The following is a 13,547-nucleotide window of genomic DNA, read 5'->3' as shown; positions in this document are numbered from 1 at the left end:
GCGCGGACGGGGCCCCTTCGCGTGCCCCGGCTCCCGCGGCGGCCGGGTTGTGGCGCATCCCTCAGCGCACTAGGGCGGGACCAGCCGCCGGACCGCCCGGACGAAGTGCGAGGATGAAGGCTCGGCAGTGCCGCCGGACCGGGCTGGAGATCCCGGCCGCCCGTGCGCCCGCGCACGCGCCCGCCGCAGGTCCCCGCCCGGTGAAGGGCCCGCCCTCGCCCATGCGGAAGGATCTCGACAACCGTGGCTGACGCACCGACAATCCGGATTCCCGACGACATCAAGCCCGCCGACGGACGGTTCGGCTGCGGTCCGTCCAAGGTCCGTCCGGCGGCGGTCTCCGCACTTGCGGACGTGGCCACCAGCTACCTGGGCACCTCGCACCGGCAGAAGACCGTCCGCGACGAGGTGGCCCGGCTGCGCCGGGGGATCGCCGAGTTCTTCTCCCTCCCCGAGGGCTACGAGGTGATCATCGGCAACGGTGGCACCACCGCCTTCTGGGAGGTCGCCACCTTCGGCCTGGTCCGCGACCGCGCCCAGTTCGCCAGCTTCGGCGAGTTCGGCGCGAAGTTCGCCAAGTCGGTCGCCGACGCGCCGTTCCTCGGCGAGCCGACCGTCCGCAAGTCCGCAGCGGGCACCGCGCCGACGCTGGTCGCCGAGGCCGGCGTGGACGTCTACGCCACCCCGCACAACGAGACCTCCACCGGCGTCGCGGTGCCGATCAGCCGGGTGCCCGGCGCCGACCCCGGCTCGCTGCTGCTGGTCGACGCCACCTCGGGCGCGGGCGGCCTGGAGGTCAACGTCGGCGAGACCGACGTCTACTACTTCGCGCCGCAGAAGTGCTTCGGCTCCGACGGTGGCCTCTGGCTGGCCCTGATGTCGCCGGCCGCGCTGGAGCGGGCCACCGAGATCAAGGGATCCGGCCGCTACATCCCGGCCTTCCTCGACCTGGTCACCGCGATCGACAACTCGCGGCTGGAGCAGACGTACAACACGCCGGCGCTGGCCACCATCTTCCTGGCCGCCGAGCAGACCGACTGGATGAACTCGCAGGGCGGGCTGGCCTGGGCGGCCAAGCGCACCGCCGAGAGCGCGGGCATCGTGTACGGCTGGGCCGAGCGTTCCGACGTGGCCACGCCGTTCGTCGCCGACCCGGCGCTGCGGTCCAACGTGGTCGCCACGATCGACTTCGCCGACGGGGTGGACGCCTCGGCGATCGCCAAGGTGCTGCGCGCCAACGGCATCGTGGACACCGAGCCGTACCGGAAGCTGGGCCGCAACCAGCTCCGCGTCGCGCTCTTCCCGGCGGTCGAGCCGGCCGACGTGGAGGCGCTGACCGCCTGCATCGACTACGTGGTGGACCGGCTCCAGTAGACAGTCACGGTGGGTGGCCGACGGGGCTCCGTCGACCACCCACCGTGATCATCGTCGCAGCTCAGTCACGACATGCGGGTGTCGCATCCCCCACCTTCGGGTAGGAGAGCGTACGGTGGTCCGAGGACGCCCGGGTGGCCGGCTCGTGGCGTGACGGCCAGCGAAGCGGGACGGAGGCAACGCCATGCGCCCAGTACGCTTCGTCGCCCTCTCCGAGGACGGCCAGGCTCTGGTGCTCGCCGACGAGGTCGGGCGCCTGCTCGCCCTCCCCATCGACGAACGCATCGCCACGGTGCTGCACGCCGAGCCCGGCGCGGCGCCGCTCGCGGTGGTGCCCGCCGCCGCCGACCCGACGCCGTCGCTCTCCCCCCGGGACATCCAGGCCCGGATCCGCTCCGGCGAGTCCGCCGAGGACGTCGCCCGCATCGCGGGTGTCCCGGTCGACCGGGTCCTGCGCTACGCCGGCCCGGTGCTCCAGGAGCGGGCCATGCTCGCCCAGCACGCCCGGCGCACCCGGCTCAAGGGCGCGGAGAAGCCGACCCCGCTGGCCGAGGTGGTCAACGGCCGGCTGGCGCAGCACGGGATAGACACCGAGAAGATCTCCTGGGACGCGTACCGGCGCGACGACGGCACCTGGCGGATCATCGCCACCTGGCCGTCGGGCAAGGCCACCGCGCAGGCGGTCTGGGACCTCGACAAGCTGCGGCAGAACGTCACCCCGCACGACGACATGGCGCAGTACCTGTGCGCCGAGCGTCCGACGCCGATCCTCGGCCAGGAGCCGGCGCCGGAGCGGGGCGGGCACGCGCTGCCCGGCCCGTCGCGCGGCGAGCCGAGCCGGGGCGGGCACGGCCTGCCGGCGGCCGGCGAGCACAGCCGTTCCGGGCGGGACCCGATCCGGGCCGGGCGCGACGCCCTGCTCGCCTCCCTCGACCGGCCGCTCGGCGGCACCTCGGGTCGCGGGCTCGACCCGCGCTCCCCGGCCGCGCTGGCCGGCGCCGACGCGCCCCGGCAGCGGGCTGTCGGCGGGGGCGCGGCGGCACTGCTCGGCGGTGGCCAGGGTTCGGCGTTCGACGACGACTCGGACGCGCCGAAGGAGGTTCCGGCCGTACCGTCGCTGGCGGTGCTCCGGCCCCGCCGCACGGGTGCCGCGGCGGCGGCCGGCGGCGAGTCGACCGATGCCTCCGGCAAGCCGCGCAAGCGGCTGCCGAGCTGGGACGACGTCCTCTTCGGCACCGGCCCGGCGGCCCGCGAGTCCTCCTGATCCAACGGGCACCCTGGCACGCGAGGCACTCTAAGTGCGCGCGTGCCAGGGTGGACCCATGGAGTACACGAATCTGGGACGCACCGGTCTGTCGGTGAGCCGGCTCTGCCTCGGCACGATGAACTTCGGGCCGCAGACCACCGAGCCGGACAGCTTCGCCATCATGGACCGGGCGCTGGAACACGGCATCAACTTCTTCGACACCGCCAACGTGTACGGCTGGCAGACCGGTGAGGGCATCACCGAGCAGATCATCGGCCGCTGGTTCGCCCAGGGCGGCGGCCGGCGCGACAAGGTGGTCCTCGCCACCAAGGTCTACGGCAAGATGGGCGACTGGCCCAACGAGCAGGGCCTGAGCGCCCGGCACATCATCCGGGCCTGCGAGGATTCGCTGCGCCGGCTCCAGACCGACGTGATCGACCTGTACCAGATGCACCACGTCTCCCGGAGCACGCCGTGGGAGGAGATCTGGCAGGCGATGGAGACCCTGGTCGCCCAGGGCAAGGTGATCTACGTCGGATCGTCCAACTTCGCCGGTTGGCACATCGCCCAGGCGCAGGCCGCGGCGGGCCGGCGCAACTTCCTCGGTCTGGTCGCCGAGCAGTCCATCTACAACCTGCTCACCCGGCACGTCGAGCTGGAGGTGATCCCCGCCGCGCAGCACTACGGGCTGGGCGTCATCCCCTGGTCGCCGCTGCACGGCGGACTGCTCAGCGGGGTCCTGCGCAAGATGGCCGAGGGCGGCGCCGCGCGGGGTGCGAGCGGGCGCGCCGCCGACGCGCTGGCCGAGCACCGGACGACCATCGAGGCGTACGAGAAGCTCTGCGCGGACCTCGGGCACGACCCGGCCGACGTGGCGCTGGGCTGGCTGCTCTCCCGGCCCGGGGTGACCGCCCCGATCATCGGCCCGCGCACCATGGACCAGCTCGACCGGAGCCTGGGCGCGTTGACCGTCGACATCGACGAGGCGACGGAGAAGCGCCTCGACGAGCTGTTCCCGCCGGTCGGCAACGGCGGCCCCGGCCCGGAGGCCTGGGCCTGGTGACCCACCCCCAACCCCGGTGACCCGCACCGGGTGCGGTGCGGCGCCTGCTCCGCACCGGTTGCGGCGTGTCGCGGTCATCCGGGGACCGGACACCGCGACACGCCGCATGTCGCGGGCCTGCCCGGGCTCCCGGGACCGGTCAGAGCGGCCAGGCGGCGAGCCGGTCGTACGTCGGCCGGGGGCCGGGGTGGCTGCGGACCAGCACCAGCTCGGTCGCCGGCCACTCCGGCCCCTCGTAGCCGCCGAGCGCGGCCCGGTCGGCCTCCACGTCGGTCGGGTCGATCCGGTCGCCGGGGCGGGCGATCGTGAGGTGCGGGCGGAACGGCTTCTCGTCGTGCGGGAGGCGGTTGCGGCGCAGCCCCATCCGGATCAACCGGCCCAGCACGTGCAGCGCCTCGACATCGCCGAGCAGGTCCACCCAGAGCACGGTGAAGCGGCCCCGGCCGAACCGGCCGCCCCCGCCGAGCCGGAGCCGGGGTGCGCCGACGCGCCCCGCGCGGGACGTCTCGGCGGCGAGCCCGAGGGTGCTCTCCACGTCGACCAGGCGGTCCGCCTCCACGTCACCGAGGAAGGCGAGCGTGACGTGCAGGTTCGCCGGGTCGGCGAGGCGTACGTTGATGCCGGCGGCGGAGGCGGCGCCGATCCGCAGCCCGGCGAGCCGGTCGGTCAGGTGAGCGACCGCGGCGGGCGGCGGGTAGACCGCGACGAAGAGTCTCACGCCCGCCGGTGACGGGGTCGGCGGCCGGCGACGGCGGCCGGCAGCGCCAGCCCCGCCTGGGCGAGCAGTCCTTCGACCCGGACCCGCTCGATCTCCCGGTCCACGCCCTCCAGCTCGGTGAGGTGCTCGGTGATCGCCAGCGCCCGGCAGGCGGCCCGGAGCCGGTCGTCGTACGCGTCGATGACCGAGGCGTGCCAGACCACCGAGCGGCCCCGGGCGGCGAGCCGGTGCCCGCCGAGGCGGCGCAGGTCGGCGGCGATGCGTTCCAGGGGTTGCCGGTCGACCCGGTCGAGCTGGGTCAGGTCGATGTCTCGGGTGAGGGCGTCCGCCTCGATCGCCCGGTCCAGCCGGGCGATGGTGCGGCGCTCGCGTCGCCCGTCGCGCCACTCGGCCCAACCGCAGGCCACCCGGTCGAAGATCTCGTCGAGGCAGAAGAGCAGGGCGAACGCCGCCGGCAGACATGCCACGGCGAGGATCGCCAGTACGAGCGTCAGTGCGCCACCGCCTGCCACATATCGACGCTAAGGCCCACGCCCGGCTCCCGCCACCGGATTGCCGGTATCCGGACGCGAAACCGGCCCGCCTTTCCCGCGCGTGGCGGGGGCGGGCCGGCGGCGCGTCGGTCAGCAGTCGGGCGACGAGACCACGTAGAAGCGGGGCATGGGCAGCACCCGGAAGCGCAGCCGGGCGCCGGACCGCCGCAGCTGCCAGGTGAGCGCGAGCAGGGCGGTGGCCAGCGAGATCAGGCCGCCCATCCAGATGCTCGCCCCGGCGCCGTAGATCTCGGCGACCCAGCCGATCAGCGGGGCGCCGACCGGGTTGGTGCCGAGGAAGACCAGCACCCAGAGCGCCATCACCCGGCCCCGGAAGGCGGCGTCGACGCCGAGCTGGACCCGCTGGTTGGCGGCCTGGGCGAAGAAGACCATGAAGAAGCCGGTGGGCAGCAGCAGCGCCACCACCAGCCAGTACGCCGGCGCCAGCCCGACCAGGGTGCCGAAGACGGCACAACCGACCGCCGCGCCCAGCACCACCCAGACGGAGGGGCGGCTGCGCCGCCCGGTGCCGGCCAGCGCCCCGACCAGGGCCCCGATCGCCAGCGCGGTGCTGAACAGGCCGAACGAGGCCGCACCGGTACGGAACACGGTCTTGGCCAGCGCGGCCAGGGTGAGCTGGAAGTTGAACAGGGTCATCCCGACCACCGACATCACCGCCATCGGCAGCAGCAGGTCGGGACGGCGGAAGACGTACCGCAGCCCGTCGACGACCTTGGCCGAGTCCCGCTCGCCGACCGGCGGCAGGTCCTTGCGGTGCAGTTCGGCGGGGCGCATCCGTACCACGGTGGCCAGTGGGGCGATCGAGCTGACCGCGGTGAAGAGGAACACCGGGCCGACGTCGAAGGCGGCGATGGCCAGGCCGGCCACGGCCGGGCCCACGATCCGCGCCGAGTTGAAGACCGCCGCGTTGAGCGAGAGCGCGTTGGGCAGCAGGGACATGCCGACCAGTTCGGAGACGAACGCCTGGCGGACGGGGGTCTCGACGGCGTTGGCGACGCCGAGCAGGGCGGCGAAGGCGAAGACGTGCCAGAGCTGCACCAGGTCGGTGAGGACCAGCACGCTCATCCCGAGCGCGAGCACCGTCCAGAAGGCGTTGGCGACGAAGAGCAGCAGTCGCTTGTCGTACCGGTCGGCGAGCCGGCCGGAGAGCAGGGTGAGCAGCAGCACCGGGGTGAACTGGAGTGCCGTCACCACGCCGAGCGCGGTGGCGGAGTCGTCGGAGAGCTCGAGGACGAGCCAGTCCTGGGCGATGAACATCATCCAGACGCCGATCAGCTTGATCAGCTGCCCGGATGCGAATAGCCGGTAGTTACGGACCTGTAGGGACTGGAACATCGTCGTCAGCTTCGCCTGCACTCTTGGTGCGCCTCCTCGTGGTACGCCTCATCCACAACGGACGGTGCGGACCCCGAGGTGCGGGTGTGTCAGGCTCTTGCCAGCTGCTGGAGGATCTCGGCGGCGCGCCGCAGCGTGTCCCGTTCGTCCTCCGTGAGCGCGGCGAGCCGGCTGGCCAGCCACTCGTTGCGGGCCCGCTCGAACTGTTCGAGCACGGCCAGGCCCCCTTCGGTCGCCGCCAGGATGACCTGACGACCGTCGGTCGGGTGGGGGGTGCGCTGCACGAGGCCGCGCTCCTCCAACTTCGCGACGATCTTGGTCATCGTCGGTGGCTGCACCCGTTCGACGTCGGCCAGTTCCCGGGGCGTCAGCGCGCCCGCCAGCTTGAGGCTGGTGAGCGCGGAGAGCTGGGTGACCGTCAGGTCGCCGACCGGCCGGGCCTGTCGGACCCGCCGGTTGAGTCGGGTGATCGCATCACGCAGCTGAGGGGCCAGCTGCGCCGGTGGCACGCGTTTCGCCGTCACCGTCCGCTCCGTCACAGTAGTTAGCATAACTAATGAGCCTGGCTAACGACACGCGATATGACCATGCTCACGGGGAGTTTGTGCTGCTCCGGGCCGGGTATCCGGTTTCGGCCCCGGCCCGGAGCGGCGGTCGAGCTACAGCACCACGGACTCGATCGGCCCGCGCAGGAAGTAGAGCACGAACAGCACGGCCACCCCGTAGAGCAGCGGGTGGATGTCCCGCGCCTTCCCCTTGGCCAGCTTCAGCACCACGTAGCTGATGATGCCGGCGCCGATGCCGTTGGAGATCGAGTAGGTGAACGGCATGAAGGTGATGGTGAGGAACGCCGGAATGGCGATCTCGTAGTCGGTCCAGTCGATGGTGCGTACCGCGGTCATCATCAGGAAACCGACCACCACCAGCGCCGTCGAGGCCGCCTCGAAGGGCACCACCACCGCCAGCGGCGCCAGGAACATCGCCAACAGGAACAGGGCGCCGGTGACCAGGTTGGCCACGCCGGTCCGGGCGCCCTCCCCCACACCGGCGGCGCTTTCGATGTACGACGTGTTGCTGGAGACGCTCGCCGCGCCACCGGCCGCCGCGGCGATCGAGTCGACCAGCAGGATCTCCTTGGCCCGCGGCGGGGTGCCCCGCTCGTCGAGCATGTCCCCCTCCTGGCCGATCGCCACCATCGTGCCCATGGTGTCGAAGAAGTCGGTGATCAGCAGCGTGAAGACGAACATCAGCGGCACCAGCCAGCCGGCGCGGCTCCACGAGTCCAGCACGTTGAAGTTGCCCAGCAGCGACAGGTCCGGGACGTCCACGACCTGCTTGGGCAGCTCCGGCACGTTCAGCGACCAGCCCTTGGGGTTGGGCTTGCCGTCGACGAAGGACGGCCCGACGTTGGCGACCGCCTCCACGATGATCGCCAGCACGGTCGAGGCCAGGATGCCGATCAGGATCGCGCCGCGCACCCGGCGTACCACCAGCACCAGGGTCACCAGCAGGCCGACCACGAAGACCAGCATCGGCCAGCTGACGATCTTGCCGCTGATGCCCAGGCCCACCGGCACGGTGGTGTTGGCCACGTCCGGAATCCGCCGGACGAAGCCGGCGTCGACCAGGCCGATGATGGTGAGGAAGAGACCGATGCCGACGCCGATGGCCGTCTTCAGCTGGGTGGGGACCGAGCGGAAGACCGCCGTACGCAGGCCGGTGAGGACCAGCACGGCGATGATCACACCCTCGATCACCACCAGGCCCATCGCGTCCGCCCAGGTCATCTCCGGGGCGATCTCGTACGCGACCAGCGCGTTCACGCCCAGACCGGCGGCCAGCGCCATCGGGAATCGTCCGACGACGCCCATCAGCATCGTCATCAGGCCGGCGACCAGGGCGGTCGCGGCGGCCAGTGCGGGGATCGAGAGCTTCTTGCCGTCACCGTCGACAGCACCGCCCAGGATCAGCGGGTTCAACACCACGATGTACGCCATCGTGAAGAAGGTCGCCAGACCACCCCGTACCTCGCGGCTCATCGTCGAACCACGGGCGGAGATCTCGAAGAACCGGTCAAAACCGGTGCGGGGCTGGGCGGGATCGGGTGGAGTGCCGTTGTCCGGCGGCGCAATGGCCATCAGGTCCCTCGCAGGTGATCTTCGGTTGTCGCGCGCATCGTCCCAGATCACGGCCCGGCAGGAAAAGTTGATCGCGTACGCTTTTCCCCGTGCCACAGGAGCAAGCGCCGCGGCCCGAGCCGCTCGACCCGCCGATGGTCCCGTTCGCGGTCGCCGGGCTGATCGCCTGGGCGGTCGTCGGCCTCGTCCTGCTGGTCTTCTTCCGGGGCTGGCTCACGGAGCACGGGCACCAGAACTGGCTCTGGACCTGCCTGGCCGGTTTCCTGTGGGGCTTTCCCGGTCTGGCCGTGATGATGCGGCACGACGCCAACCGGCGCCGCCGTCGCGAATCGTCCCCGCAGGACTGACCGTCAGGAGTGGCCGTACGGCTCCGCCGGCTCGCCCGTCTCCACCGAGCCCGGCGCGCGACTGACCGACATCGCCTCGACCGCGCTGTCGTCGTAGATCGTGGGCATCTCGTCGACCGGGGACTCTGCCGCCTCGACCAGCGCCTCGGAGTGCGCGCCACAGCCGTGGTCGGCGCTGACCACCCGGCCGTCGTCCGGGGCGTAGAAGTTGCCGCAGGCGCCGAACGCCTGCCGCATCGCCCCGGCCAGCGGCAGGTAGAAGCCGCAGGTGCCGCAGCGGGCGGCGGCGGGCGCCGCCACCGAGATCGGCGCGGACGGGCCGTGGTCGCCCTCGTACCAGCGCTCGGCGGTCTCGGAGCGCCCCTCGCGGGACAGCACCCGGGGCCGGCCGAGGCCGAGCTCCCAGGAGACCTCCTCGACCGCCGGGTCGTCGGAGAGCAGGTAGCCCGGGGCGAGCCGCTCGTCGTCCGGCGCGGTGGGCAGCAGGTCGCCCGGGCCGAGGTCGCCCGGCTTGAGCCGCTCCTGCCAGGGCAGCCAGCCCGGGGCGAGCAGGGCGTCGGAGCCGGGCAGCAGCACGGTCTCGCAGATCGTGACGTGCTTGCTGCGCGGCACCCGGGTCACGGTGACCGCCCACCGCCAGCCGCGGTAGCCGGCGAGCCGGCACTCGAAGTAGTGCGTGACGACCCGGTCGCCCTCGGCGACGGCGCGCAGGTGATCACCGACGTCGGAGGGCTCCACCTCGGTGATGGCGTCGCGCGCCACGTCGACGGCGGCGGCACAGACCTGGTCGAGGCGGGCGGCGCGGGTGGAGGCGGGCCTGGTCACCCGTCCATTGTTCCCCATGCGCGTCGCCGCCTGACAGGGACTCCCCGATGACGTCTTCCCCGGGTGGCGCGACGGGCGTGGATCAGATGGGCGAGGATGGTGCACATGCCGCTCTCCTCCCGCTCCGGGCGGTCCGTCCTCGGCCGGACCGCCGGCACGGGCATCCGCGCCGCACGTCTGCTGTTCCGCGGATCACTGCGCGGAGGACGCTGGATGACCCGGCGGGCGGGGTCGGCGCGGGCGCGGGGAGCCGGCGGTGAGGTCGGCATGGTCCGCCTCTTCGACCTGCACGCGATCTCCTGCGCCGGTGACACGCTCATCGCGATCGGCCTGGCCGGGACGATCTTCTTCGACGTCCCGCTCGGCGAGGCGCGCAGCAAGGTCGCGCTCTACCTGCTGGTCACGATGGTGCCGTTCGCCATGCTGGCGCCGGTGGTCGGCCCGTTGCTCGACCACTTCCGGCACGGCCGCCGGTACGCCCTGGCCACCACCATGCTCGGCCGGGCGTTCCTGGCCTGGTTGATCTCGGACTACATCGGCGGCCTCGGGCTGTACCCGGCCGCGTTCGGCGTGCTCGCGCTCTCCCGGGCGTACGGGGTGGCCCGCTCGGCGGCCGTGCCCCGGTTGCTGCCCGAGGGGCTCGGCCTCTCCCAGGTGGGGGCGCGGGCCAGCGTCTACGGCACGGTGGCCGGCGCGCTGGTGGCGCCGATCGGGCTGGCCGCGTTCTGGTTCGGGCCGCAGTGGCCGCTGCGGGTGGCCTCGGTGATCTTCCTGGTCGGCATGGTGATCGCGCTGCGGCTGCCACCGAAGGCGGACTCCGAGCCGCCGGAGCGGGTACCCCGCCCGTGGCGCGGGCTGAACCCCGACCGGGACCGGCCCCTGGGCCGGGGTCGCCCGGCCGGCCGCCTGGTGATCGCCACCCTGATCGGCGCGGCGGCGCCGCGCGCGCTCTACGGCTTCCTGCTGCTCTTCCTCGCGTTCGCGCTCAAGAAGGGCGACCTGAACACCGACTTCTTCGGGCGCGAACTCAGCGACCAGGCGGCGCTGGGCCTGGTCGGCGGGGCGTTGGTCGTGGGCGGCTTCCTGGCCACCGCGCTCGGCACCCGGCTGCGCATCCACCGGCCCGCCGCGATCCAGTCGAGCAGCATGATCATCGTGGCCGGGGTGGCCGTCCTGGGCACGCTGAAGTTCTCCCTGCCGATGGTGGCGGTGCTCTGCCTGGTCGCCGCGCTGACCAGCGGAATCGCCAAACTGGCCGTGGACGCCTCGATCCAGGAGCGGATCCCGGAGCGGCTGCGGGCCAGCTCCTTCGCCCACTCGGAGACCGCGCTGATGCTGGCCTTCGTGGCCGGCGGCGGCCTCGGCCTGGTCCCCTTCGAGGGGCGGGTCGGCATCGCGGTCGCCGCCGGGGTGGGCGTGCTCGCCGCCGTCCGGGGCATCGTGGTCGCCGGTCGACTGCGCGACGAACGGCTGATCGGTCGCCCGCTCACCGACGAGGAACTCGCGGACCACGACGTGCCGGAAAACGCGGCAGGCAGCACGCCGGGCTCAGACCGGCCGGACAGCCCGGACCGCGGCCGGCCCGGGCCGACCCACGAGCCGCACTACGCCGGTCGCGACCGGCCCGAGCCGACCCATGAGCCGCGCACCGCCGGTCGGGACCGGCCCGGGCCGAGCCACGAGCCGTACACCGCCGGTCCGCACGATCACGACGCGGCGGCGGACGCCGCCACGGCGGCCGCCGCCCAGGCCGCGCCGACCTCACCGGCGCCGACCGGCCACCGCTCCCCCGACACCGCCGGCGACGACGCCGGACTGGCACCGCCCGGGTACCACATCTACCGGCCGTCCTCGGCCGTGGCGCGTCCCGGCGGGGCGGACGACGACCAGCGGCGCCAGTCGCCGGGGTCGGTGTCGTGACGGGTCTGCTGGTGCTGACCGCCGTGCCGGCCGAGGCGGAGGCGGTCCGGGCCGGCCTCACCGACCCGACGGTGACCGTACGGCCGGTCGGGGTGGGGCCGGCGATGGCCGGTGCCGCCACCGCGCGGCTGCTGACGCTGGCCGAGGCGGCGGGTCGCCCGTACCGGGCGGTGGTGAGCGCCGGGATCGGCGGCGGCTTCGCCGGCCGGGTGGCGGTCGGCGCGACGGTCCTCGGCACCCGCAGCGTGGCGGCGGACCTGGGCGCGGAGTCGCCCGAGGGGTTCATCCCGGTCGACGAGCTGGGCATGCCGCCGGAGCTGCTGGGTGGCGGTCCAACCGTCTACGCCGACCCCGACCTGCTGGCCACCCTGTGCGCGGCGCTCCCCGAGGCGGTCGTCGGCGCGGTGCTGACCGTCAGCACGGTGACCGGCACGGCCGCGAGCACCCGAGCCCTCGCCGACCGCCACCCGGACGCCGTGGCCGAGGCCATGGAGGGGTACGGCGTGGCGGTGGCCGCCGCGCACGCCGGCCTGCCCTTCGCCGAGCTGCGCACCGTCTCCAACCCGATCGGCCCCCGGGACCGGGGGTCGTGGCGGATGCGGGAGGCGTTCACCGCCCTCACGGCGGCCGCCCGGGCCCTGAGCTGACCGGCAGGTCGAGACACATCGCCAGGGGCCGGTGCGGTGCGATTCGGAAGCCGCACGCCGCCAGGAAGTTGACGCCGGGCCCTCGGCGATCCCGGACACCGCGCCTATCCGCACCTCCGCCATCCGCCGGAGCAACGCGTCCAGCAACCCACGCCCGATGCCGAGCCGCCGGTGCTCGTTGGCGACCAGCACTCCGTCGAGCACCAGGTCGCGGGGCCACACCGACTCGTCGCCCCCGTATGCCAGGTGCACTGTGCGCTCGTGGGCCCGCAACTCGCCGACGAGCTCCCCGTCGGGCAGCTCGGCGACGAACCGCCAGCACGTCGCCGACCGGCCGGGCTCGACGACCTGGCGTACCGAGAACTTGCGGCGCACTAGTTCCGCCCTGCGTCGCCGGTCCCGGTAGCCGCGGTCCCGCTCGTACGTCGCCTCGGGCAGCGGCAGGGGCCACCGCTCGGGCGGCAGGTTGTACCAGTCCGCCCACCACGCACCCGGCCAGTCCTTCGGCTCGTGCACCGGCCATGCGTCCAGGTGTGCCGGGTAGCGCCGACCGACCGCGTCCCGCAGCTCGTCGTGCGGTACGGCCGGCAGCCCACCCGTCGCCTGCTCGCGACCCTCCTCGGCCACGCCGTGGCCGCCAGGCCCAGCCTCGATGCCGCCCCCGACCTCGACCCCGTCGCCGGCGGTCGGCACAGACATCACGATCCGGCCCCGCACCGCTGCCACCAGGGCCTCGATCGTGCGGAAGCGCGGATCGACCGCCCGCCCCGACTCGATGCGCGCGATCGTCGCCTGCGGTACCCCGGACTTCTCGGCCAGCTCCCGCTGACTCAGATCGGCGCGGCGGCGCATCGCGCGGATCGTGCGGCCCAGGTCGATCCGGGGCGAGGTCTGCGTCACGAACCCATGCTGCGACCACGCACCGCGTCCTTTCAACAGCCTCGGCCAACCTGTGGATAACGCTGTGGAAAACCCGCCGGGCTGGGGACAACGGTGGGGTGATGCGACGCTTTGGAGCTGATGTCGCTAACGACTCACGCCCGGCCCTACGCGTTGGGTAGGCGGTATGACGTTCGGTGGGGGCGCGCAGTGCAGCACCGGGTAACCGCCCGGCTGTTGCGGCGGCCATCCTGCCGAGGGTGAGGCACGGACGGTGAGGTGTCCGATGACACCCACCAGCGGCATCTCACCCGGCTGAATCGTTCACGACATCAGCTCGAAAGCGAGTCGCGTAGGCGTTGCCACGCGTCCTGAAACGGCCTGACCAGTGAGCGCTGGGCGGCACCGGCGCACGGGCGGCACCGGCGGCGCGGGCGGCGCGGGCGGCGCGGGCGGCGCGGGCGGCGCGGGCGGCACCGGCGGCGCGGGCGGCACCGGCGG

12 protein-coding genes and 1 pseudogene are annotated in these 13,547 nt (G+C 73.4%); 6 read left to right on the top strand and 7 right to left on the bottom strand.

The window, feature by feature from the left end; genetic code table 11:
- Window positions 1–243: 243 nt before the first annotated feature.
- The 3 genes from serC (at window position 244) to ACTMTB_RS26900 (ending at window position 3,683) form a co-directional block, all read left to right on the top strand.
- Complete coding sequence (serC, locus tag ACTMTB_RS26910) at window positions 244–1,374, top strand: phosphoserine transaminase (RefSeq protein ID WP_441148997.1); 1,131 nt, start codon at window positions 244–246, stop codon at window positions 1,372–1,374.
- Between the two features lie 184 nt (window positions 1,375–1,558).
- Window positions 1,559–2,638 carry a septation protein SepH gene (gene sepH, locus ACTMTB_RS26905; RefSeq protein WP_441148996.1) on the top strand — a complete coding sequence of 360 codons (1,080 nt, stop codon included), beginning with the start codon at window positions 1,559–1,561 and terminating at the stop codon, window positions 2,636–2,638.
- Between the two features lie 58 nt (window positions 2,639–2,696).
- Entirely contained in the window at window positions 2,697–3,683 is a 987-nt protein-coding gene (locus ACTMTB_RS26900; protein WP_350796566.1) for an aldo/keto reductase, read from the top strand.
- 139 nt (window positions 3,684–3,822) lie between these two features.
- Here ACTMTB_RS26900 and thpR read toward each other — a convergent pair whose 3' ends face one another.
- The 5 genes from thpR to ACTMTB_RS26875 all read right to left on the bottom strand — a co-directional run bounded on the left by thpR (window position 3,823) and on the right by ACTMTB_RS26875 (window position 8,428).
- Complete coding sequence (gene thpR, locus ACTMTB_RS26895) at window positions 3,823–4,401, bottom strand: RNA 2',3'-cyclic phosphodiesterase (RefSeq protein ID WP_441148995.1); 579 nt, start codon at window positions 4,399–4,401, stop codon at window positions 3,823–3,825.
- On the bottom strand, window positions 4,398–4,913 hold the full coding sequence (locus ACTMTB_RS26890; RefSeq protein ID WP_357919609.1) for a hypothetical protein: 516 nt from the start codon (window positions 4,911–4,913) through the stop codon (window positions 4,398–4,400). The genes thpR and ACTMTB_RS26890 overlap by 4 nt, the downstream gene beginning before the upstream one ends.
- Window positions 4,914–5,024: 111 nt before the next feature.
- Window positions 5,025–6,311, bottom strand: coding sequence for an MFS transporter (locus ACTMTB_RS26885; protein ID WP_441148994.1), 1,287 nt, complete (start codon window positions 6,309–6,311; stop codon window positions 5,025–5,027).
- 68 nt (window positions 6,312–6,379) lie between these two features.
- Window positions 6,380–6,829, bottom strand: coding sequence for a MarR family winged helix-turn-helix transcriptional regulator (locus tag ACTMTB_RS26880; protein WP_172894517.1), 450 nt, complete (start codon window positions 6,827–6,829; stop codon window positions 6,380–6,382).
- Window positions 6,830–6,949: 120 nt separating this feature from the next.
- Entirely contained in the window at window positions 6,950–8,428 is a 1,479-nt protein-coding gene (locus ACTMTB_RS26875) for an NCS2 family permease (protein WP_441148993.1), read from the bottom strand.
- 134 nt (window positions 8,429–8,562) lie between these two features.
- Between ACTMTB_RS26875 and ACTMTB_RS26870 the strand changes: the two genes are divergently transcribed.
- The gene (locus tag ACTMTB_RS26870; RefSeq protein ID WP_441149132.1) at window positions 8,563–8,775 is read left to right on the top strand and encodes a DUF2530 domain-containing protein; all 213 of its coding nucleotides are present in this window, start codon (window positions 8,563–8,565) and stop codon (window positions 8,773–8,775) included.
- A 3-nt stretch (window positions 8,776–8,778) separates the two neighbouring features.
- On the opposite strand, the gene ACTMTB_RS26865 is transcribed toward ACTMTB_RS26870, so the two are convergent.
- The gene (locus ACTMTB_RS26865; RefSeq protein WP_441148992.1) at window positions 8,779–9,618 is read right to left on the bottom strand and encodes a DUF3027 domain-containing protein; all 840 of its coding nucleotides are present in this window, start codon (window positions 9,616–9,618) and stop codon (window positions 8,779–8,781) included.
- A gap of 87 nt (window positions 9,619–9,705) precedes the next feature.
- Between ACTMTB_RS26865 and ACTMTB_RS26860 the strand changes: the two genes are divergently transcribed.
- On the top strand, window positions 9,706–11,520 hold the full coding sequence (locus ACTMTB_RS26860) for an MFS transporter (protein ID WP_441148991.1): 1,815 nt from the start codon (window positions 9,706–9,708) through the stop codon (window positions 11,518–11,520).
- On the top strand, window positions 11,517–12,167 hold the full coding sequence (locus tag ACTMTB_RS26855; protein ID WP_441148990.1) for a futalosine hydrolase: 651 nt from the start codon (window positions 11,517–11,519) through the stop codon (window positions 12,165–12,167). Before ACTMTB_RS26860 ends, ACTMTB_RS26855 begins: the two co-directional genes overlap by 4 nt.
- A gap of 117 nt (window positions 12,168–12,284) precedes the next feature.
- Here ACTMTB_RS26855 and ACTMTB_RS26850 read toward each other — a convergent pair.
- Window positions 12,285–13,067: pseudogene (locus ACTMTB_RS26850) on the bottom strand (GNAT family N-acetyltransferase); the annotation flags it as partial.
- Window positions 13,068–13,547 lie beyond the last annotated feature (480 nt).

The sequence above is a fragment of the Micromonospora sp. L32 genome (assembly GCF_052068055.1).
Taxonomy (GTDB): Bacteria; Actinomycetota; Actinomycetes; order Mycobacteriales; family Micromonosporaceae; genus Micromonospora; species Micromonospora purpureochromogenes.
This window is presented reverse-complemented; position numbering and strand designations above follow the sequence as displayed.